This is a genomic window from Mycoplasmopsis columbina, from assembly GCF_900660685.1.
Taxonomy (GTDB): domain Bacteria; phylum Bacillota_I; class Bacilli_A; order Mycoplasmatales; family Metamycoplasmataceae; genus Mycoplasmopsis; species Mycoplasmopsis columbina.
In genome coordinates, this window is the sequence record NZ_LR215041.1 from 489603 (window position 1) to 513270 (window position 23668).

20 protein-coding genes are annotated in these 23668 nt (G+C 26.6%); 15 read left to right on the top strand and 5 right to left on the bottom strand.

Translation table 4 applies throughout. The features are described from left to right. Window positions 1-3198: an OppA family ABC transporter substrate-binding lipoprotein gene (locus EXC37_RS01995; RefSeq protein ID WP_029891782.1), complete on the bottom strand. Its 3198-nt coding sequence runs from the start codon at window positions 3196-3198 to the stop codon at window positions 1-3. Window positions 3199-3546: 348 nt separating this feature from the next. Then, window positions 3547-3711, bottom strand: a complete 165-nt coding sequence (locus EXC37_RS03230) for a hypothetical protein (RefSeq protein ID WP_006608693.1) — start codon at window positions 3709-3711, stop codon at window positions 3547-3549. A gap of 193 nt (window positions 3712-3904) precedes the next feature. On the opposite strand from EXC37_RS03230, the gene EXC37_RS02000 reads away from it, so the two are divergent. The 4 genes from EXC37_RS02000 to EXC37_RS02015 all read left to right on the top strand — a co-directional run bounded on the left by EXC37_RS02000 (window position 3905) and on the right by EXC37_RS02015 (window position 6467). Continuing rightward, window positions 3905-4801: an MSC_0882 family membrane protein gene (locus EXC37_RS02000; protein ID WP_029891783.1), complete on the top strand. Its 897-nt coding sequence runs from the start codon at window positions 3905-3907 to the stop codon at window positions 4799-4801. A 99-nt stretch (window positions 4802-4900) separates the two neighbouring features. Continuing rightward, entirely contained in the window at window positions 4901-5413 is a 513-nt protein-coding gene (locus EXC37_RS02005; protein ID WP_029891784.1) for a redoxin domain-containing protein, read from the top strand. 111 nt (window positions 5414-5524) lie between these two features. Further along, window positions 5525-5845: a hypothetical protein gene (locus EXC37_RS02010; protein ID WP_029891785.1), complete on the top strand. Its 321-nt coding sequence runs from the start codon at window positions 5525-5527 to the stop codon at window positions 5843-5845. 223 nt (window positions 5846-6068) lie between these two features. Beyond that, window positions 6069-6467, top strand: coding sequence for a hypothetical protein (locus EXC37_RS02015; protein ID WP_029891786.1), 399 nt, complete (start codon window positions 6069-6071; stop codon window positions 6465-6467). A 405-nt stretch (window positions 6468-6872) separates the two neighbouring features. Here EXC37_RS02015 and secA read toward each other — a convergent pair whose 3' ends face one another. Continuing rightward, entirely contained in the window at window positions 6873-9389 is a 2517-nt protein-coding gene (gene secA / locus EXC37_RS02020) for a preprotein translocase subunit SecA (protein WP_029891787.1), read from the bottom strand. A 177-nt stretch (window positions 9390-9566) separates the two neighbouring features. Between secA and EXC37_RS02025 the strand changes: the two genes are divergently transcribed. Genes EXC37_RS02025 through EXC37_RS02035 form a run of 3 tightly spaced genes read left to right on the top strand, consistent with a single transcriptional unit; the run spans window position 9567 to window position 11441 of the window. Continuing rightward, complete coding sequence (locus EXC37_RS02025; RefSeq protein WP_029891788.1) at window positions 9567-10136, top strand: hypothetical protein; 570 nt, start codon at window positions 9567-9569, stop codon at window positions 10134-10136. A 26-nt stretch (window positions 10137-10162) separates the two neighbouring features. Continuing rightward, window positions 10163-10912: a putative cysteine peptidase gene (locus EXC37_RS02030; RefSeq protein WP_369122566.1), complete on the top strand. Its 750-nt coding sequence runs from the start codon at window positions 10163-10165 to the stop codon at window positions 10910-10912. 1 nt (window position 10913) lies between these two features. Next, window positions 10914-11441, top strand: coding sequence for a hypothetical protein (locus EXC37_RS02035; RefSeq protein WP_029891790.1), 528 nt, complete (start codon window positions 10914-10916; stop codon window positions 11439-11441). Between the two features lie 44 nt (window positions 11442-11485). Here the strand turns inward: EXC37_RS02035 and EXC37_RS02040 are convergent, their stop codons facing one another. Both EXC37_RS02040 and gpmI read right to left on the bottom strand, forming a co-directional pair. Further along, the gene (locus EXC37_RS02040; protein WP_029891791.1) at window positions 11486-11962 is read right to left on the bottom strand and encodes a hypothetical protein; all 477 of its coding nucleotides are present in this window, start codon (window positions 11960-11962) and stop codon (window positions 11486-11488) included. 1 nt (window position 11963) lies between these two features. Next, window positions 11964-13463: a 2,3-bisphosphoglycerate-independent phosphoglycerate mutase gene (gene gpmI, locus EXC37_RS02045; RefSeq protein WP_029891792.1), complete on the bottom strand. Its 1500-nt coding sequence runs from the start codon at window positions 13461-13463 to the stop codon at window positions 11964-11966. A 92-nt stretch (window positions 13464-13555) separates the two neighbouring features. Here gpmI and dnaX point away from each other — a divergent pair, with 92 nt between their 5' ends. The 8 genes from dnaX (at window position 13556) to EXC37_RS02085 (ending at window position 23648) form a co-directional block, all read left to right on the top strand. Then, window positions 13556-15499 carry a DNA polymerase III subunit gamma/tau gene (gene dnaX / locus EXC37_RS02050; RefSeq protein ID WP_029891793.1) on the top strand — a complete coding sequence of 648 codons (1944 nt, stop codon included), beginning with the start codon at window positions 13556-13558 and terminating at the stop codon, window positions 15497-15499. Between the two features lie 9 nt (window positions 15500-15508). After that, window positions 15509-15796, top strand: a complete 288-nt coding sequence (locus EXC37_RS02055) for a YbaB/EbfC family nucleoid-associated protein (RefSeq protein WP_029891794.1) — start codon at window positions 15509-15511, stop codon at window positions 15794-15796. After that, a complete protein-coding gene (locus tag EXC37_RS02060; protein WP_029891795.1) occupies window positions 15796-16389 on the top strand; it encodes a toprim domain-containing protein in 594 nt (197 codons plus the stop codon). The genes EXC37_RS02055 and EXC37_RS02060 overlap by 1 nt, the downstream gene beginning before the upstream one ends. A 15-nt stretch (window positions 16390-16404) precedes the next feature. Further along, entirely contained in the window at window positions 16405-17055 is a 651-nt protein-coding gene (gene tmk / locus EXC37_RS02065; protein ID WP_029891796.1) for a dTMP kinase, read from the top strand. A 1-nt stretch (window position 17056) separates the two neighbouring features. Beyond that, window positions 17057-17977, top strand: a complete 921-nt coding sequence (locus EXC37_RS02070) for a DNA polymerase III delta subunit-related protein (RefSeq protein WP_029891797.1) — start codon at window positions 17057-17059, stop codon at window positions 17975-17977. Continuing rightward, the gene (gene rsmI / locus EXC37_RS02075; protein WP_029891798.1) at window positions 17970-18695 is read left to right on the top strand and encodes a 16S rRNA (cytidine(1402)-2'-O)-methyltransferase; all 726 of its coding nucleotides are present in this window, start codon (window positions 17970-17972) and stop codon (window positions 18693-18695) included. Before EXC37_RS02070 ends, rsmI begins: the two co-directional genes overlap by 8 nt. A gap of 130 nt (window positions 18696-18825) precedes the next feature. Then, complete coding sequence (locus tag EXC37_RS02080) at window positions 18826-20481, top strand: MBL fold metallo-hydrolase RNA specificity domain-containing protein (RefSeq protein WP_029891799.1); 1656 nt, start codon at window positions 18826-18828, stop codon at window positions 20479-20481. A 149-nt stretch (window positions 20482-20630) separates the two neighbouring features. Continuing rightward, window positions 20631-23648, top strand: coding sequence for an SMC hinge domain-related protein (locus EXC37_RS02085; protein WP_029891800.1), 3018 nt, complete (start codon window positions 20631-20633; stop codon window positions 23646-23648). Window positions 23649-23668: the final 20 nt, after the last annotated feature.

Below are 23668 nucleotides of genomic sequence, written 5' to 3' on the forward strand. Positions count from 1 at the left end.
TTATTTGTTTGTTTTTTCTTCTACTACAACTTTTCAATCTGCGTAATTATCGAAATCAGATCCAAGAACAACAGGGTAAAGATAGTTCTTATTAACTAGAATTGGTCTATAACTTTCAATTGTTTTATTACTTTCATTTACATAATCGTAATCTAAGTAAGTTGAAAATTCTTTCATTAGTTGAACAAGATCTTCATTTTTTTGTTTGCTTACATAGTCATATCAGAATGAAGCTGATCATAAACTTGTATCAGGATTATCATTAAGGAATTGAACTCTTTGAGTGTCAGGATTTCTATAAAGTTTATAACGATTTGTTGTTGAATCTAAAACAAATTTAACTTGATTAACATATCCAAATCTATTGTTTAAGAAGTTTGGATCAACCAAATAAAGTTTTTCTAAACTTAATTCTGTATCTGAACCCTCTTTAATAAATTTGTGAGTTTTTTCATATTCTAAAAGACCATCAGCTAATTTTGCAATTTGTGGGAATAGAGCTTTGAATTTGTTGTATTTAGTTTCATCTGAAGATTTTAAAGCATAAATTTGAGTAAGTTGTGGCAATAATTGTGAAGTAGTTGTTAGTCCATCGTAACCTGAACCAATTGAATCATAATCATAACCTCAAGCAGTTCTTACATAACCATTTAATCCTGATCTAGTAAATTCTTCTCATTCTCCTTCAGCTTTTGTGAAATAAACTAATTCTAAATCAAGTCTACTATTAAGTTCTCTAGCTACTCTTGCTAGATTTTCAACTCTTTGTTGTGTTTTGCTGTCAAGATTTGTAAATAAGTAGAATAAGTTAACTTTGATATTGTGACCTGCATAATCAGGATATCTTCTATCAAATTCATCAAGTACTTTTTTCATTTCATCTTTTAATTTGTCAAAATATACTGATTTAAGTTTTTCATTATCATCTGATTTTGAACTAGCATATTGTTTGTTATCTTCAAGTGATATTTCATATTTTGGTTCTGAGTCAGTGCCAAAATTGATTTTGTTACCATCTACATCAATTGCATAAAGTTTATTAATTTCTGAATTAGCTTCCAATGGTGTTTTGTATTTAGCAGTTTCTTGATCTGAACCACCAATTTTTGAATCTGAAGCCACTTTAGCAAATCATGGTTGTTGTAAGTCATTTGATTGAATTGACACAACTGTATTTCAGTTAATTGCTGCTTTAAGTATTGATCTAAAAGATAAACCTAAACCTAAAATATATTCATCAGTTGGTTTTTGACCTGCCGCTAATTGTGTTCTTGTTAGTCCTCAATTTATTAAGGCATATTCATCAGTGAATTTGTATTTTTCAGGATTATCGGTAGTTACTGGATATGCATTTTGCAAGTATGAGTAGTGTGGAGTATTAGTATTTTTAATTTGTGTGTATTGTAAACCAAATTTACTTGGATTGCTTTCTACTTCTAATTTTTGCTTATCAGTTAATGAAGAATATGGAACTTGTGTAAGTCTTCCAGATTTATAAAGATTAAAGGTTCTGTCTCTAAAAATGTTGGCATCAATAGGTTGTTGGAAATCATTTGTGATTTTAACAATGTTATCTGTTGAATTTACAAACTCTTCATCATAAAAGTGAGTATTTTTAAAGAATTGTTGTCTAAGATTTTTAAGTCCTGTAGTGTAGTAGTAACCATTAAATAAATTATTTTTAACACTTACACCATATCAATAAATTCCTGATTTGAAAGCAATACTATCTTTATCTAATGTACTTAATGCGTAGTAGAACTGAGCGGCATCTTCAGGAGCATCACCTAGATAGTTGTAAACAAAATCTAATTTAGAATCTTTAATATGTGCTTTAAAGTAGTTAAGTATTGACACTGTTAAATCAGATAATCTTTTTTCAGCAACATTTTTTTCTTCTGCTGCTGCATTAGTTTTAGTTTCATTAGCTTGGATTTCACTATCCACAGTTTGAAGAATTTCATTTGCTTTGTTTAAAGTAGCTTTTTGTTCATCTGTTCTTTGTGCTTCAGCAATTTTTTCAATAGACTTTTTGTCTTCTTGAGCTTGTTTCTTTTTGTTTTTAGAAGCAGCTAAATCAGCAGCTGCATTTTCATACACAGTAGTTTTTTCTGTTACAACAGTTGTTGCTTGCGCAATTTCTGCTTTTTTGGCATCTGCATCTGAAACTTGTTTTCAATAATCTTCTGTAAGTTTTACAATTTTAGCGTTTTGTTCTTCGATATAGTCAGATGGTGCAGCAACAAATGTAAGATCTTTTTCAAACATTTTGTCATATAACTCTTTAAAATTATATGAATCACTTGAATTTCCACCGCCAACAGCCTCAAAGCTAATAGCTTCTTTATTTTTAATAGATTCTGGCAATGAATCTGCTGTTAATTTGGTAATAAAGTCATTTGGATTATTAAATTTTGAAGAATCAATTCCATAAAGTTCAAATAAATATTCGTTAGGATATCTTACTTGATCTGTGAAATAAATGCTAGTTTTTTCCAATAATGTTTTTCTTGTTAATCTATCAAGATAAAGGCTTCCACCATGCTCATGTCTAAAGTCAGTGTCAATAGCTTTTGTTCTTCATCATGAATATAAAATATCCTTTGTTTTAACTGTATAACCTGTGTCATTGCCCTGACTATCAACTCATTTAACACCTTCTCTAATTACAAGTTGTACTTTTTTAGCATTTTGAAGTGCTGTTTGGAAGGCTAAACTATTAATTGATTTTTCGTTGTTTGATGATAATTCAACATTAAGTGATGAATAATATTGTTTACCATTTAAAGTTTCAGTTGGTTCTGGTGTAACTTCAGCTTCATCATTGTCAAAAACTTTTACTTGATCATCTTTAGTAGTAACAACTACCGCTGTTGCAAGTTCAAGTTTATGTTTTAAAAATACCGGTTTAACAACTTTAACTTCTGGCTTTCCGTCAATTTCAACAACTTCAGTTTGTGCTGAATTTAAAGCTTGTTGTCTACCCAAAGTCAAATTAACAATACCTGATCCATTTTGATCAATTGCACCACCATATGATGCAGTACTATCATAATCAAATGCTTTTAGTATTCTAGCTGAATTAATTAATGATACTATTTCTCTTCTTTGCACTTCATTTGTTGAACATGCTACTGCAACAACAGGCAGTGACAGCAATGAAAATGCAGGTAGAAGTAATAATTTCCTTTTTTTCATTTTTTCTCCTAAATTTTGATTAAAAGGTATGTATCCATATTTATGTATGTAAAAAATTTAAAAATTTTACTCTTCATCTAATTTTTCAAATTTTAAAAATTTAAGTATTAGCTAAGATTGCATGTTTATAATGCATATATATAAATATGAATACTTTCCATTATATTAGAATTTTAGAATAGAATAAATTAATAATGATCTATTCTCATTATTCTATTATTATGTTAAATTTGACTTTGAAACTCTAATTAATTATGATTATGGTGTGAATTACAATTTATAAAATAAATTTAGCTTAGTTTGATTAATGTATTTTAAGTGCTTATTATTACTTTATTTAAATGAATTCTAGTTGTGGCAAATAACTTTATTAACTCTTGCCATTTTAATGATAGGCATAATAATACCCATCATTTTAATTGAGTTAACAAAGTTAGCAAAAAAAACAGCAGTAAAACGTTTTACTGTTCATGAAAAGCTATTTGAATTTACATTTAAATAGTTCTGTTGCATGAGCTGTTTCCTTTCAATTTAACGCCTTAATTTTACACAATATTTTGAAAAAAGAAAATTTTTACTAATTTTTTTAAAAATTTATTTTGTCTATTTTTAGCTAAATTTATCAAATACCTAATATTTTCATTATAATAAAAATAAATTTAGCTAAAAATAATGCTAGTTGCAAAAATATTAAAATAGGTATATTATGAGAGAAAGAAAATATCGCCCAATAGAAGATTCTCAAACTGTAGAAGTAATTAGAAATAATCAAGAATTAGATTATGTAGCTAGCGATCAAAAAATTCATCGCGATCCTAAAAATCAAATTTCTCCAAGAGTTTATAAAGTAATTAGACAAGAAAAAGTAATTAAAATAATTAATATGTCAATTTCTTTTTCACTAATGCTTATTGCTATTATTTTATTTATTTTAACTTATACACAGGTAGGAATTTTTACTGCTAAACTTTACGTTGGATATTTAATTATTTTTGGTGCAATTGCTTTTTTTGCAATGGTTTTTGGTATTAAAAATGCCATTGAAAATAAAAAATGATCTAACACTGTCCAAAAATACCGGGAAGCCTTAAATATAGGTGATTACAACACAAGCAATACATTTCATATTGCTTATCGTAAAATTGTTTTAAAGGATGTTAATTTAACTTGATTAGTAATTTTTGCAATAACTTACGTGGGATTATTTTCTTTAATTATTTATGGTTTATACTCAAGTAAGGAATGAGTAATTGACAAAGAAAATTTTAAACTTAAGCTTGAGTGAGCCAAATGATTAGATAATACTTTTGGAAATACAATTTTATTATGTATTTTATGCGGTATTTCACTTACAACATTAGTTGCTACTTACATTAGTATTCTATTATTTGACAAAAAAAGATTAAGTGACATTGATGATTTTTTAGGTGAAAAATCAATTGAAATATTAAAAAACATTAATGATGATAAAAAAGCAAGAAATAAAGCTTGATTAAAAAGTTATTTAATAATTGTGGCTTTAACTATTCTTGTACCTATTGCTATTATTCTTTTCATTTTATGAAGAGTAATTGGCAAAAAGCTTGTTAAAAAAAGTACTTAGAATGAACTTTTAAAAGTTCATTTTTTTAAACTCTTAAATAAAAAAGTTCTTTCCAATATAATTTAAAATGTATATTTGTACAAACAATAAGGAGATCATATGAAAAGAACAGTTCAATTAGGTGATGCAACTTTAACCTTTGTAGGTCAAGAAGCGCAACTAGGACAACAACTAGAATTAAAAGGAGCTAAGGCAGGAGATTTTGCTCAATCTTTAGCAACAAGAATCCATGATTATGCAGTTTTAGCAGTTTTCCCATCTTCAAACACAAGTGTGTGTGATATGCAAATTTTAGAATTAAGTAAAATATCAGAAACTTATCCAAATTTTGATTACATTACTTTCTCAGTAGATTTACCTTCAGCCTTAGCTGATTATAAAAATTTACATCCAACTGGTAAAGTTGAATTATATTCAGACTACTATAACCATTATGTTGCAAAACAATTAGGTTTATTAATTGAAGAAATTCACTTAATGGGTAGAGCAATGTTTATTTTAGACAAAGAAAATAAAATTATTTACAAACAAATCAATAGTCAAGTAAAAGAACAAGTTGATTTTGCAAGCTTGAAAAACGAATTAGAGAAATTGTCAAATTTAACTAAATAGATTTTTAAAAAATATATTGTGCAAGAAAATATCAATTATTTAAATAAGCAATAAAAAGATATTCAAATTTATAATCAGTATCAAGTTTCCAATTTCAAGAGAAAACTTGTTATGTTGTTTTTAAGCATTTTTATAGATTCTTTTGGACTTTCTTGATTTTACATAGGTAGGGAAAAAATTGGATTTGTTAGACTAATAGTTACTTCTTTACTTATCATTGCAACAATAACAATTTTGATTTTGATAAGCAATTATTCCAAATCACTAATATCAATAGAAAAATTTGAAGAAACTATAAATCTGATAATAAAACTAGATTTTGCAAAAACTGCTTTAATTATCATAATTGGCATCATTAATGCAGTTGAATTGCTTTACATTATAATAAATGATGCAATTATCGACTTAAAAGGTTTTTTTCCTGAATGATAAAATTATTTTAGTTAAAAACAGGCATACAAATTACACTCAAATGTATTGTAATTTGTATGTTTTTAATAAATATATATAAAGTTTAATTGATTCTTTTTTTATTAATATTAAAATAGTTGTATACAAAAAAATAAATAATTAAATTAAATGTTTTTTTATGTTGTTTAAAAATTTATAAAAATTAAAATAAATATTGTTTAAATAAGGTGTAAATAAGGAAAATATGAAAAAATTTAATATAAGCAAAAATTTTCTTCCTTCACATAGTAATTCCTTCACTTTAAAAAGAAAACTTCATATGTTTCTTTTAAGTTTATTTTTAGGAACTTTTGGAGCATGTTGATTTTATATTGAAAAAAGAAAAAATGGTTTTATTAGATTAGGAATTGCTTTACCACTAGTTATTACAATTTCAATTCTTGGTGTAATTATTTCTATTAGCAATTTTCGTATGTCAATTGATACAGAAGCAATTTATAACACAATTTTTTTATTAAAAAAAATGAACACTGCAATCACTGTTTTGTCTTCTATAGTGGCCACAATAAACATAGTTGAAATTCTTTATATAATATTTAATAAAAATCTAAAAGATTCGTATGGTTTTATTCTTAGCTGATAAATTAACTTAATTATGAACAAAACATTTTTCTGAAATTAAATGCTTTTAAATAATTAATTTTTTAGTTTGTTTTTAAAAATTTTCTTTATTAAACTTCATTGAAGTATAATTCAAAAAAGGATAAGTATGAAAAAAGAATTTTGACGTTTGAAATGATGAGAATTCAAATTACGAATCAAAGGATTAAAACCTTCGCCAAAAGAAAAATCTAGTTTAATTAGTTTTTTAATTGATTTATTCGATTTTTGTTTATTTTTATAATAATAACCTATCAATAATTATTAAACATTCAATATATTTTTATTAATAATATATGTAAATGAAATTAATAAAAACACACCAAATATGTCTTTTTCTTCTGAACATAAATGGTGTGTTTTTTTAAAAAAATGAATTTAATAAAAACTAATCTCTTTTTTCTACTAATTCATTTAATTCTTGTGTTTGAGTTTTTAAATTATTGTACATTTTTAATAGATATTCTTCTCTTTCCTCTTCAGTTTGCGAAGGGGCTAGTTGAATAATTTCAGCAATTTGTTTAAATAAAGGATCGTTTCTAATTTCAGCACTAATTAACGTTTCACGACCTAGACGATCATTAAAAATTTCTTTAACAACATCATATGCAATGTCATTTAACATTTGATAAAACATTTTAGTTCCTTCATCAGTATACATTTGATAAGGATTCTTTTGTGCATATTGAACTAAATTAATATTTGATCTTAATTTATCCATTGCATCAATATGATTTTGTCAATATTTATCAACTACTTTTAATACTCTTGACTTTTCAATATACTGTGTATATTCTAAATCAACTTTTTCAACAGCATTTTTATGTCATTCATCAAATGCTAAAAGCATTTTCTCGCCTAAAAATTCAGGTAGATCAGAGTCATGTACTTTTCTTAATTCTTTAGCAGTTAAAATATGATTTTTCAATTTTTTAAAGAAATTTTCATTAACATATTCAATTAAAGCATCATAATTTAAACTACCACTTTTAAGTTTAAATTTATTGTATTTAGCAATTTGACTAGCCACATTTTTAATCATTTTTTTAATGACAAAAACAATATCATTACTGCTTAAAATTAAATCACGTTGTGCATAAAATAAATCTCTCTGTTGTCTAATAACATCATCATAGTGTAAAACACTTTTTCTACTATCGTAGTTAAAACCTTCGATTTTTTTCTGTGCATGTTTAAAACCAAAAAGCAAGCTCTTATTAGTAATTTCTTTATTGCCTTCTTTTTCGTATGATTTCTTAAATTCTTCATAGTTGGAAAAACGTTGCATTAATTGATCATCTAAAGAAAGGTAGAACTTTGAAGTTCCAGGATCACCTTGCCGCCCTGAACGTCCTCTTAACTGATTATCAATTCTACGGCTTTCAGCTCTATCAGTTCCAATAACATATAATCCCCCTAATTCTAAGGCTTCTTTAGAAGGTTTAATATCAGTACCACGACCAGCCATATTAGTAGCAATTGTCACAGCTTTTACTTGTCCTGCTTGTGAAATAATTTCAGCTTCAGAAGCATTTTGTTTAGCATTTAAAACTGTATGCGGAATATTTGCCCTTAGTAAAAACTCATGCAAGATTTCTGAATCTTCAATTTGTGCAGTTCCAATTAAAACTGGCTGACCTTTTTCATATAACTCTTTAACTTTTTCAGTTACTGCAATTCACTTACCTTCATATGAAGCAAAAATTGAATCCTCAAGATCTTGTCTTTGAATTGGGCGATTCGTTGGTACGGGATTTACCCGCATATTGTAAATATCAATAAATTCTTGCTCTTCTGTTTTAGCGGTTCCGGTCATACCGCAAAGTTTTGTAAACATACGGAAAAAGTTTTGGTAAGTAATTGTTGCTAAAGTTTTAGTTTCAGGTTCAATTTGCACCATTTCCTTGGCTTGAAGAGCTTGTTGTAAACCTTCTGAATAAGCTCTTCCTTCCATAATCCGACCTGTGAAAGCATCAACTAATTCAATTTTGCCATCTCTTACAATGTATTCAACATTATTCTTCATAACTTTGTGCGCTCTAAGAGCATTTTGTAAACGATGAACTATTTCCGAATTTTCAATGTCATATAAATTTGCAATTTTAAAGAAAATATTTGCCTTATTTATACCACTATAAGTTAAAGAAATAGCTTTAGATTCTTCATCAATTTCATAATCGTTATGATTTAAAGTACGCACAAATTGATCAGCTGAAAAGTATAAATTAGTATCTGAAGATTCGCCCCCTGAAATAATTAAAGGTGTTTTAGCTTCATCAATAAGAATTGAATCAGCTTCATCAATTAAACAGAAATGTAAACCCCGTTGAACTTTTTCTTCCATTGAAGAAGCCATGTTATCTCTAAGATAATCGAAACCTAACTCAGAGTGAACTGAATAAGTAATATCACACGCATAAGCTTCACGTTTTTGTTCGGGCGAAAGTGAAGCTTTATTAATTCCCACAGTTAAATCTAAAAAATTAAAAACTTCTCCCATTTCTTGAGCATCACGTTCTGAAAGATATTCATTAACTGTTGAAACAATTGCACCCTTACCACTTAGTGCATTAAGATAAACTGGAGCAATCGAAGTAATAGTTTTTCCTTCTCCAGTTTTCATTTCTGCCACAGAACTTAAATCTAATAAAACTCCACCAATCATTTGCACATCATAAGGTCTTTTGCCTAAAACTCTTTTTGTTGCTTCACGAGCAACTGCAAAAGCTTCTGGACGAATTTTTTCTAAAATTTCACCATTAGCTAATCTTGCTTTAAACTGGTGTGTTTTATTTTTTAATTCTTCATCTGATAATCTAGATATTAAAGGTTCATAATCAGCTATTTTTTTCAAAGTTTTTTCTGCTATACGCATTTCAGTTGATTTAATGTTAAACAATTTCATAATACTAATTTTATATTATTCCTTAGTATTAATATTTAATATTTTAGATAGAACTTTTTAATGCTTTTTTATTATTGAATTAAACAGTGTGAAAATTTTCACATATTTTAGATTAGTTAGTTTCTTTATCATTTTTATTTTATTTAAAGTTATAAAATTCAAAAAAGGAGAAAAATAATGAAAAAGAAAAAAATATTTTTAACACTCACAGCTTGTATAACACCTGCTGTTCCTTTTGTTGCAATTTCCGCAACTTTGAAAAAGGAAAAAAATGAAAACCTTAATGAAATAAAACATTTTATAGTTGATACAGAATTAGCAAGAATTAATAGAATAACTGAAAAATTACCGATTTATAAATTTAATAAAGTTATCGAAGACATAAATGGAAGAAAATTTCTATTGATTGTAACTCAAGATACTACTTCTATAGTTGACTTAGAAACACTAACTACTGTAGAATTGAACAAAAATACTTATGATGAAAACATAATAGATAAAAAATTAATTTATGGAGGTTCTATTGGATTATTTGAAAAAATAGGCAATAATTACAAAATTTTGAATCAAGAAAAATTTTTAACACACAATGAAATAAAAAACAATTATTTTGGATTCAATTTTCCTGATGAAGAGAATTTTGTTCAAAAACAAAGAAAAAATAGAGAAAATGAGTTAAAAAAAAAATCGCCAATCTATCTCGATCAAAAAGATTCGGAATTAGGGTTAATGAAGGAGAAAGATTAAAATATAATGGAGAAAATAAATTTAATATAAGTAAAGTTGTTAAACATGCTTGATGATTTGCTACAAGAAATACTAATGAAAGCGGAGCTTATCTTGACAAAGAATTTGAAAATATAAATGATAATTCAGGTCTCTGTGAATATGTTGCTCTTAGTCAATTAATGCTTTATAATCATCTTTTTGTTGATTCATCACTTTTTAATGATGAAGACTTTAATAAATATATAAAAATTAACAATAGTGATTATTCACTTGAAAATTCTTCACCTATTTTCAAAAATTTGGATAATTTAAATAATGTTGAATACACCAGACAAAGTTTAACTTATCAATTGTATAAAGCAACTGGAAAACAAACGGATTTGAGAACATCAAATTATTACTGAAAAGCTTCAAATTTAATACTAAAATCAAAAAATAAGAATTGAAAAATGCATGGAAAATATGGTGGCTATTGAAGAACTTGAAATAATATAAATCATGGAATTCCATCAATATTAGGCGTTTATCCAAGTAATTTTGAAGTGTGACCTCCACATGCATATCTTATGTATGGTTATGATGATGACACAGATATGTTTCTTGGATCTTTCTGCTGAGGATCTAGTGAAACAAACACTGCATTATATTCATATTATAATGGTGCTTTTGGATCATACTATTTCACAATAACTGGTGAAAGAAAAAATAAAGAATTAAAAAAATTGTTTTCATACAAAAACAAAAAATATACTGGAGAAGAAATAACAAAAATGATTGAACAAAAAGAAAAATAAAATGCAGAACAAAATTAAAACTTTTTTAAACTTCTCAGTATCAATTAATTACTTTTTCTTAGCCATCATTTTGTTCGTTGTTTTTCCACTTTATTTTTTAGGAGATTTATCGCCTTCTTTTAAAGTAAAAGGACCGGAAAAACAATACTTAAGTGTTTATGGTTTGTATGTTTTTAAAGATTTTACAGCTTTATTAATAACATTATTGCTATTTATACCTCTAAATATTGTATTTTTCAAATTACAAGGCAATTCTTTTATTAAATCAATAATTCCATTTGTTTTTTATAAATCAATAAAATTCGAAACGTTTGATAAAAGAAAAACTTTAAATTGAAATATTGCTTTTAGTATCTTGCTTATTATTGCTTTTGGTTTTATTATAGCAGAATTAATACTTAATGGATTTGGCCCGGGATGAAAAGTTGCATTACTATTTTTCATAATTCACATTCCTTTTTATGTTTATTTTTCACTTTACACAATAACTATGTACTTGTATATTAACAATGTTAAATTTACAAAATAAAAAAATACTAATAAGGCTTTTTTATAGCTATATTAGTATTTTTTTTAATATTTATTTTTGCTTTTTTGATGCTCTAATTTTAAAGTCATTTCTTGACGTAATAAATCATTGTTAATTCTAAATAAATAATCACTTACTGCTTCACTAATACCATTTTGATTGTATCTTGAAGTATGCAATTTATATTCTTTATTTTCTTTTTGAATCTTATCAGCAGTCAAATACGTAAATTTTAATGTTTCAATAAATTCATTATTTAAATATTCTTGACAGTTTATTACTGCTAAATAATCTTTTTTAATTGTTTCGTTTATTAAATATTTTTCTAAAGATCTTTGTGAATCTAAATAAGTTACATTAACGTTTTTACCCTGAAAAGTTTGGTTTCCTAAAAAAATTATTTTTAATTCATGTGTATTTTTTAAATAAGGAAAATTTATTGCTAAATCATCTGCTAAAAGTTCAAGGTTTTTTAATTCATCTTCATTTAAATAATCAATTACTATTGTAGGTTTAATCATATTATCTTTCAATTATTAAGCTTTCATGTGTCATTTCTTTTGGAATTTTAATTCTCATATAATCTAAAACTGTTGGTGCAATATTGGCCAAAATTCCTTCTTTGAATTTTAATTTTTTATCATTAGTCAATAACATAACTGGATTTGAAGTGTGTTTAGTTGCTGGATTACCATTTATATCTTCAGTAACTTCAGCATTTCCATGATCTGCTGTAATAAAGACTGTTACGTTATTTTCATTTGCTCAGTCAAGCATTTTACCGATTTCTTGATCAAGAATTTCTACTGCTTTAATTGTAGAAGATAAATTGCCTGTATGCCCAACCATATCAGGATTTGCATAATTCATAATTACTATGTCAAAATTATCTAAATTTTTAATTAATTGATTAGTAATTTCTTTTGCAGACATTTCTGGAGCATTAGCATAAGATTCAACTTTTTGTGATGGAACCATAATTCTAAATGAATGCTCATATTGAACATCATTTCCCCCATCCATAAAAAAAGTCACATGTGCATATTTTTGTGTTTCTGCTAATCTTAGCTGTCTTAGTTTATTATTTGCTAAAACTTGTCCAATAGGATTGTTTATTTTCATTTCTTCAAAAGCAATGTCAGTATTTAAACCTTCATATTTCATCATTGATACAAAAGTATTTATTTTTACTAAATCTTTTGTTTTATAGGTGTATAAATCAGAATTTAAAAACAAATGTGTTAATTGTCTTGCTCTATCAGGTCTAAAATTAAAGAAAATAATTGAATCTCCATCTTTAACAAATTTGGCATTAGGATTAATTGCAGGAATTAAAAATTCATCAGTAATATTTTTATCATATTGCTCTTGTACATAGGCATTGGGATTACTAAAAACTTCTTTGCTATTTCCAAGCATAGCTTGATAATGCTGTTCAACACGATCAAACATTTGATCACGATCCATTCCATAAAATCTTCCACCAATAGAAGCTATTTTATAGCCATATTTATCACAAATTAAATTCAGTTTATCGAGGGATTTTAAAATTGATTTTGGCGCTACATCACGTCCATCACCTAAAACATGAATTGAAACATTTTTTAATCCTTCTTTATGTGCCATTTCTAATAGTTGAAACAAATGGTCCTGTTCTGAGTGGACACCACCAGCACTTAAAAGTCCAATTAAATGTAAGGTTCTTTGATTTGTTTTAACATCTTTAAAAGCCTTTAAAAAAGCTTTATTAGTAAAATACTCACCTGTTTTAATCGCTTGATTAATTAACGATAAACCAGTATAGACAATTCTACCTGCACCAATATTCAAGTGACCTACTTCAGAATTTCCCATTTGATCTTTCGGTAATCCAACATATTCACCGCTTGCTTGAATAATTGTGTTAGGATAATTTAAAAATAAATTATCAAAATTTGGTGTTTTTGCTAATTTAAAAGCGTTGCCTTGGACTTCATCTCTCAAACCTAATCCATCAATTACAACTAAAACTACTTTTTTCATAAAATTCTTCTCCAACAAATTTGTTTATAATGTTAATTATAAAAAATTAATATGTAATAATATAAATAAAATAAGATTGTCAAAGGAGTTTTATGTCATACAAAGCTTTATATCGTAAATATAGACCACAAGTTTTTGATGAAGTCCAAGGACAAGATCACATCATTCAAACATTAAAAAATGCAATTAAAAATAATAAAATCAGTCATGCTTATTTATTTAGTGGACCAAGAGGAGTAGGTAAAACATCAATTGCCAAAATTTTTGCAAATGTTTTAAATTGTGTTCATACAATTGAAAATTTTGATGTATGTGACGACTGTATAAAAAATACTGAAAATAATTTAGATATTATCGAAATGGATGCTGCTTCAAATAACGGAGTAGATGACATTAGAAAATTACAAGAAAAAATAGAACATCTTCCAAGCAATGGAAAATATAAAGTCTATATTATTGATGAAGTTCATATGTTATCAAAAGGAGCCTTTAATGCTTTATTAAAAACTCTTGAGGAACCTCCTGTTCATGTAATTTTTATACTTGCTACAACTGATCCACAAAAAATTCCTTTAACTGTTTTGTCAAGATTGCAACGTCACAATTTCAAGAAAATTACTAGCAAGACTATTGCTAAACAAATTAAAAAAGTTTTTGATTTGGAAGCAATTAAATATGAAGATGAAGCAATCAATTACATTTCACGTCTTGCTCAAGGTGGAATGCGTGATGCACTTTCTATTAGTGAACAAGCCATTGCTTATGGAAATGGAAAAGTAACTTTGGAAGATATTATCAACTCTTTTGGAGTTGTGTCAAATGAAACTTTAATAGAAATTATTAATAACTTATCTTTGGGCAAAATTAAAAAAGTTTTAGAAACATTTAATAATTTAAAAAATGATGGAATTGATCCAGAACAATTTGTTTATAGTCTCTTTGGCATCCTTGAAGATTACATAGTGTTTAAAAATACATACAATCATGAACTATTAGAATATTTAAATTTAGAACAAATTGAAAATTTAGAATGAGAACTAGATTATTCAACAAATTGTTTAGATTTAATTTTCAAGTTAATGAAAGAATTAAAGTATAGTGAAACGCCTTTTCAATTAATTGAAATTTATTTATTAAAAATGATGAATAAAAATGCAAATCCAACAACTACTATAAAAGAAATGCAAACAACTATTAAAGAAAATAAAACTAATAATGAACTTTTAATAGAAGGAACAATAAAAGAAATGAAACATAACGAAAATACAGAAAATAAAGAAAAAAATACAAAAGAAACAAATTTAATTTCTGATAATCTTCAGGAAGAAAAGAATGTTTCCACTCAAAATTTAAATGTAAATGACATTTTAGAACAAAGTCAAGAATTTGTCTTAGAATCACAAGATCATCAAGAAGACCAAAATACAATTGAAAATGATTTACTTTCATTTGAAGACCAGTATGTTGATGATGGACTAATTTCATCTGCTGAATTTTCAATTGATAATAAAGAATCAATTGAAAACGATATGCCAATTCCAACGCTAGCAAAATATAAAAATACTATTGTTTTCGAAGATTATTTAAATAAAGAAAAGATTGAACAAATTTTGAGAAACAGCACTTTAAATCTTAATAAAATGGATAAAACTATCAGTGCTCTTAATTTTATGGTTAGTGATAGAAACTACAAAGATTTAATAGAAGTTTTAAATAATTTAAAATTAATTTCTGCTGGAGAAAAACATTTACTTTTTTATGGTAATTCTAAAACTAATTTAGCTTATTTACAATACATAAAAGAAAATGCTTACAATTCAAATATACAAAACTTTATTAAAGATTATTTTGGCAGTTACAAACACTTATATGTTGTTAGCAGAAGACAGAAAGAATTATTATTTGAATTAGATTCTAAATTTGCTCAAGAAAGCAAAAATAATGTTAAAACTAAAGCAGAAGAATTAGAAGATGTTGTTTTAGAAAAAACAAAAACAATGACTGAAAGTTTGTATGAAAAATTATTAAAATTTTAGGAGATTATTATGGATCAAGCAATGTTAAGAAAAATGCAAAAATTGCAAAAAGAATTTGAACAAAAAGAAGAAATTTTTCAAGAAGAAGAATTTAAATTAGAAAAACAAGGTGTTGAAGTTATTGCAAAAGGTAGCAAAAAAATAGTTTCAATTAAAATTAAAGAAACATTTTTATTAGATGAAGATGATCCTGAAACACTAGAGGATTTATTGACTCTTGTAATCAATGATTTATTTATTTTAATTGATGAAAAACACGAAGAAATTATGCCTAATATTCCTGGTTTAGGATTCTAATGCAGATTGAAACCATTGAATCACTCAATAAAAAATTAACTTCACTTCCAGGAATTAGTAAAAAACAAGCTGAAAAAATATCTAATTTTCTAATGCAAGTGGATAAAGAATATCTAGATGATTTAATTGAACATTTTATGTCCTTAAAAAAAAGAATTTCTTTTTGTTCAAAGTGTAATTTTATTGAAGAAGATAATAAGTGTTTAAGTTGTTACGAAAATAAAGAAAAAAATTTAATGATTGTTGAAAGCCCTGCAATTGTAAAAAAAATTTCAAATATGGATTTTTTTAACGGTTATTTCTATGTTTTACCCTCTTTAGTCACAATTAAGGCTCAATTAAAAGATGAATTAGATTTAGATTTTAGTCATCTTCTAAATTTCATAAGAGATAAAAATATAAATGAAGTAATCATTGTTCTAAGCCCTACAATTGATGGTGAAATTACTACTAATTATCTTATGAATAAGTTAGATGAGGAAAAAATAAAAAATTCAAGAGCTGCAATCGGAATGCCAATGAATTCAAACATAGATTATTTAGATACTTTCACAATTAAACAATCAATCGAAAATAGAAATAATAAAAAATAAAAATGGAGAAAAAACATGTTCATAACTTTTGAGGGACCTGACGGAAGTGGTAAAACAACAATTCTTAAACTTTTAGTAGCGAAGTTAGAAAAAACTTTTCCGAATCTTAAATTATTATTAACTAGAGAACCTGGCGGTAAAAAAGTTTTGGAAGCGGAAAAAATTAGAGAAATAATTTTAAATAAAGAAAGTAAAATTTCTCCAATTACAGAAGCTTTACTTTATACTGCTTCAAGAAGAATTCACTTGGATCAAGTTATCATTCCTGCTCTTAAAAGAAATGAACTAATTTTATGTGATAGATATGTGGATAGTTTTTACGCATATCAAGGATTTGCTAGAGAATTAGGATTTGAATTTACATCACAATTGACTAATTTAGTAATTGATAATATAATGCCAAAAATAACTTTTTTCTTTGATATTAAACCAGAAGAAAGCAAAAAAAGACGTTGCGAAATTAGAGGTGAACAAAATCGTTTAGATCAAGAAAATGACGATTTTCATAGAAAAGTTTATGAAGGTTATTGAAATTTAATTAAACAAGAACCGGACCGTTTTATTGTTATTGATGCAAGTAAAAGTGTTGAAGAAGTTTTTGAAGAAACTTATAGAAAATTAACTGAAAATTTAGAATTTAAACAATACATTGAAAATTTAAAATAAAATGAAAAAACAAAATCTAGAATACATCATTCAACACTCTTTAGAGCAAAACAAAGTCAATCATTGTTATTTATTAAAAAGTTATGAAAAAGTTAATTTTGATAAATCTATATTATTTATAATAAATGCTTTAAATAAGTCAAACTTAAAAAATTTAAATCAAGAAAATTTGCCTGCTAATATTGTTGTTTTTAACAAAAGCGATAACGGAAATTTGGCTTTGGAAAAAGAAGAAATAGTTAAACAATTTGAACTAACTTCACTTTCAACTTTTCAAGAAAATCAATATAAATTTTTAGTTTTTGAAAATATTGATCAAGCTTCAAATGCGGCTTTAAATTCATTATTAAAAACCATTGAAAATCCATCGAAAAATGTAATTTTTATTTTAACAACTAACAAATTTAATAAAGTACTAAGCACAATAAAATCGCGTTCAATGATTATTAATATTCCATCCACTAATAAAAAGGAAATTGAAAAAAAATTATTGAATAACAATTTATCTCCTAGAGAGAGCTATTTATTTGCGCAAATTTTCACAGATACCAAGCAAATTCTAAGTACTATTAAGCCATACACTTTAGATACTTTTTTAGAATTAAAAAATGTTGTCGAAAACTCATTCAAAAATCCATATTTTTTATATGCATATTTAATTCAATATTTAAAAAAAGATACAAAACAAGATTTTTTAAATCTTATCTATGCTCTTAAATATTTTTATAGTTTAAGTTGAAATGCTGAAAAAAATGAAGATGAAGAATTAAAAAATTTAGCGAAAAAAATGAAAAATGCAAATTTTGACTTATACGACTGTTTTATTGTTATTTCTGATTTTTTGAATAATCAAGATAGTAATCTGAACTTCTTTTTACAAGCTGAAAAAATGTTAATAAAATTAATGGAGATTTATGTCTAAAATTTACATTGTTGGTACTCCTATTGGAAACATGAAAGATATAACTTTAAGAGCTTTAGAAACTTTAAAAATGGTAGATGTTATAGCATGTGAGGATACACGTGTAACTGCTAAATTACTCAACTATTGGGAAATAAACAAAAAACTGTTTTCATATAATAAAAACAATGAAAAAAATTCTGCAGATGGGTTGATTAAAATAGTACAAGAAGAGAATTTAAGTGTTGCACTAGTTAGTGATGCTGGTATGCCTTTAATTAGTGATCCAGGTTTTGAACTTGTAAAAAAAGCTAGAGAAAATAATATTGAAATTGAAATTATTCCTGGTGTTAATGCTGCAATTACCACATTAGCACTTAGTTCATTAGCCAGCACATTTGTTTTTTTAGGATTCCCGAAAGAAAAAAGCAAACAAAGACAAGATCAATTGAAAGAAATGACTAGTGAACATGCTTATATTTTTTATGTTGCTCCACATAAATTAATGAGTTTTTTAGCTGATATTGAAACCATCCATCAAGATAATATTGAAATTTTCTTGGCTAAAGAATTAACAAAGATGTTTGAAAAACATTTTTCCGGTAATGTTTATAAGATCAAAGAAGAACTTTCTTCTAGTTCATTAAAAGGTGAATTCACAATGGTTTTGAAATTAAAAACTATTAAAAAAACAAAAATTAATAAATATGCTCATTTTTCAAAAAATAATTTAATTTAAAAACAAACTCAAAATTCTTACTTTGCAAAGTTTGTTTTTTTATATTTCTTATATAATAATTAAATTAATTAACTAATCATTACTTTTCTTATTATTAATCATTTATTAATTTGTGTTTAAGGAGTTATTTATGAGAGATAATCACATTAATCTTTTTGCGCTTGGTGGCTTAGATGAAAATGGCAAAAACTGCTATGTTTTAGAGTACAACGACAAAATTTATATCATTAATTCAGGTACTAAAATTCCTATTAATTCTAATAATGGAGTTGATACTTTAATCCCTTCTTTTGATTATTTAATTAAAAATAAACACAAAATTGAAGGAATTTTTATCACTGACGTAAAAAATGAAACTTTTAGTGCTTTACCTTGATTATTAATGAAGTTACCTGATTTAAAAATTTATACTTCAGAATTCAATAAAATAATGATCTTGGATCGTTTGTCAAAATACAAAATCGCCAATGCTGCATATAAAGTTTTTGTTATGAAAAGTGTTACCAAAGTTGGTGAAATTTTTGTTCAACCAATTGAACTTGCAGGATCAATGCCAGGACATTTAGGCTTTGATTTTATTACTCCAAATGGTGACATACTTTTCATGTTTAACTTTGTTGAAGGTGATTTAGGAATTTATGGCAAGTTAAATTTTCAAGAACTAGCAAAAAATTTTCAAAAAAGAAAACTATTAGCTTTAGTTGTGGACGCAGGAAGAGCTAACTATGCTGGCAAAGCATTTGATAAAATTTCACTTCCTATTTCAATTCGCGAAGTTTTTCTAAAAGCTAAAGAAAATGAAAGAATTATTATCGGCGCCTATGATGAAGAAATGGCAGCTATTCAACAAATTTTAGATTTAGCATATCAAACTAGTCGTCCTATTGTAACTTATGGAAAAACTTATGGTCAAGTTTTTGAATTAATTAGACGTAAATATCCTGATTTAAAATGACCAAAATTAGTTGATTATAAAAACGCTAATAAAACTAATAATGCAGTTATTTTAGTCACTGGATCAATCGAAAGACTTTATTCAAGATTTTTAAGAATAACAGATAACAACGATGTGTTTTTAAAATTGCAAAAAAATGATAATGTAATTTTTCTTGCTCCAGCAATTAATGGTCTAGAAAGTTTAGAAGCTGTAACTTTAGATGAAATAGCTCGTATTACTCCAAAAATTAGTGATGTTACTGCTACAGAATTTTATAGACATCGTCCCGCAAGACAAGATTTAATTGATCTAGTTAATATTACTAAACCTGAATATGTAATTCCTGTTCAAGGACTTTATAGATATTTAACTGATGCAGCAAGATATATTTCACAAGAAACAAAATTTAACCAAAATCACTGTTTATTGCTTCAAAATGGAAAAATTGCACACTTTATCAATGGTAAGTTAGCTTCAACTAAAGGTAAAGTGAAAGAAATAGGTGAAACTATTATTGATGGTTTTGGAATTGGTGATATTTCTTCTGAAGTTATCACTGAAAGAGAACTATTAGGAAGAGATGGTGTTATTCTTGTTTCAGGACTCTACAATAGCAAAACAAAACTAATTACTTCAAAATTGCAAATTAATTTTGTCGGTGTAATTGATAAAGAAAATAAAAAAGAAGCACAGGAAATTATTAAAGCTTCTTTAGCAAAAATTCTTGACACAGATCAATTTGACGGCCTTAAAGATTTTCAAAATCGAGCACGTCAAGTAATTAAACGTAAAATTTTTAAAACTTTTGACAAAGAACCAATGGTTATTGTGTCTTTAGTTCAAATGTAGAAAGCACTTTTTGTGCTTTTTTTGTTTTTCTAAAATAAAAAAATTGAAAAATTTTTTTTAATTTCTAAGTAACATTTCTAGTACTAAATCTTATTAATAATTTATAATAAACATATTAATATTAATTAATATAAAAATAAGGAGAGTTCATGAAATTAATAAAAGTTGAAGCACATGGATTTAAGTCATTTGCTGATCCTATTTCATTGAAATTCGATGGTGGAGTTGCCGGAATTATTGGACCAAATGGTTCTGGTAAATCAAACATTAATGATGCAATTAAATGAGTGCTTGGAGAAAGAAGTGCTAAAGAATTACGGGGCGATAACATGGAAGATGTTATTTTTGCAGGTTCAAAAACTGCAAAACCAATGGATCGTGCCGAAGTTACTTTAACTTTTGATAATCGAGGTGGGACTAGTGCTTTACCACATGATTTCATTACTATTAGTCGTGTTTTAGAAAGAGGAACTGGATCTAATCAATACTACTTAAATGGTGAATTATGTCGTCAAAAAGATATTAAAGACATTGCTATGGAAACTGGAATTGGTAAATCATCATTAGCCATCATTTCTCAAGGTACTGTTAGTGATATTGCCGAAGCAACTGCTGAAGAAAGAAAGGCAATTTTTGAAGAAGCAGCTGGGGTTTCAAAATATAAATTTAGAAAAAAAGAAGCTCTAAGTAAGTTGGAAAAAACCGAACATGGTTTAGAAAAAATTAGACTTGTTATTGCTGAAATTGAAAAAAAATTAGTGCCTTTAAGAAAGCAAGCTGAAAAAGCAAAAGTTTTTATTGCCAAAAGTGAAGAATTAAAACAAGTAGAAGTTGGTTTATTAGTTGATAATATTCAAACCTTTGGTAAAAAATTTGATGAATTAACTGTTGAATTAGAAGGTGTTTTAGAAACTAAAAACGATCTTGAATCAAGAATTGAAAGTTTAAGTGTTAAAATCAACCAAGCTGAAGCTCTTAAAGCAGAGGAAGAAGCAGAATTAAGAAAATTATCAAAAGAACTTGACACTGTTAAAGAAAGACACACAAGTATTAGTATGATTTTGGCTCGTCAAAATGAAAGACACAAATTAATTGCCTCAGGTGAAAAAGCAGCTAATTTAGATGAGCAAATTGCTTCATATCGTGCTTTGATTGAATCACATGGTAATAGATTAAAAGCTGTTGAAAGAGATATTATTGCAATTGAAAATAGAATTAGTGAAAATTCACAATTAATTGAAGATTACCATCGTGAAATTAATAACGTTAATATTTCAATTAACAAAAAAACCAGTGAATTAACCAAAGTCGAAACTTTATTAAGCAGCTTAAAACAGCAAAAAGAAAATCATGGTTTACTTCATAAAGGAACTAAAACCATTATCGAAAACAAAACTCTTTTTGGTAAGACCTTAAAAGGAACAGTTGCGGATTTAATCAAAGTTGATTTAGAATATGTGCCTGCAATTAATGCAATTTTAGCTAATGCAATTCAAAATATTGTTGTCGATAAGAGTGAAACAGCTGTGAAAGCAGTTAACTTCTTAAAACAAAATAATGGTGGTAGAGCTACTTTTATTCCTTTAGCTTCAATTCAACCTAAATCAGTTAGAGACGATTTAGTTTTAGCAATTCAAGGTCATACTGGCTTTGTGGGCATTGCTAATGAACTTGTTAAAGTAGACGTGCAGTATGACATTTTAAATAAATTCTTACTTGGAAATGTTATTGTAGCTGCTGACATTGAAAGTGCTAATTCTATTGCCAATATTTTGGAACGTCGTTACATGGTTGTAACTTTAGAAGGTGACATTATTAGAGCCGGTGGAGTTATCACTGGTGGGGTACAAAATAATACTCAAACAATTTTAGGATTAGACGAAAAAATAGCTGAATTAGAAAAATTAATCCCTGGATTAAGAGCAGCTAAACATTCATTTGATGCTAAACTAAATGAAATTTCAAATTATCGTCGTTCTGCTCTTGAATTAGCTAACGAATATAAACAACAATTACATGCTTTAAAAGTTAAAAAAGCAAGTGAACAAGAATTATTTGACGAATTCAATATTAAATATAAAGAGTTGGCAAATAAAACTATTGAATTAGACAATGTTGAATTGTCAGTTAAGAGTGAAGAAGCAGATTTAGAAGTTTTACAAAGTCAATTAATTGCTTTAGATGCTCAATTTAAAGTTAAAGGTGAAACAGTAGCTCGTTTATCAACTGAAATTAAATTATTTAATAATAATCGTGCGGATTTTCAAACTAGTTTGAACAAATTAAACAGTTCTTTTGCTGAAAAAATGACACAAAAAGAAAGATCAAAATTAATTTTAGAACAATCAAGAGAACGTCTTTCTGCTCAATATAAAATGACTTTTGAATCAGCACAAGAAAACTTTAAACTTGAATTAAATAGAGAACAAGCTGAAGAAATTGTTAGAGAATTACGTGAAGAAATTGATGCTTTAGGCTCAGTTAACTTAGAATCTCTTCAAAATCTTGTAGAAGAAGAAAACAGATATAATGAATTAGCAGAGAATGAAAAAGAATTGGCAGAAGCTAAAGATTCTCTTGATGCTGCTATTGCAGAAATGGATAAAATTATCATTAACAGACTTACAAATATTGTAAATGACGTAAATGATGAATTCAACAATGTCTTTAGAAGTATGTTCGGTGGTGGACAAGCTAAACTATACTTTACTGATCCAAAAAATATTTTAGAATCAGGTGTTGAAATTGAAGCACAACCTCCTGGAAAAAATATTAAAAATCTCAAACTTTTCTCTGGTGGAGAAAAATCATTGATTGCTATTTCACTTTTATTTGGTATTTTAAAAGCAAGACCGCTTCCTTTATGTATTCTAGATGAAGTTGAAGCAGCGCTTGATGAGGCTAATGTTGTACGTTATGCTGAATACTTACAACAATTAAAAGCTAAAACTCAATTCCTTGTTATTACACACCGTCATGGAACTATGAGTCGTGTTGATGCTTTATTTGGGGCTACAATGCAAACAAGAGGTGTTACTTCATTCTTTAGCCTTCAATTAGAAGAAGCTAAAAAATTAGTTCAAGATGAACAAAAAGACTATGATGAATTAGAAAAAGGATCTAAATCTTTGAGCCAAAATGAAGTACTTGAATTAATAACAGAATAATTAAAATTAATAAGCATTGT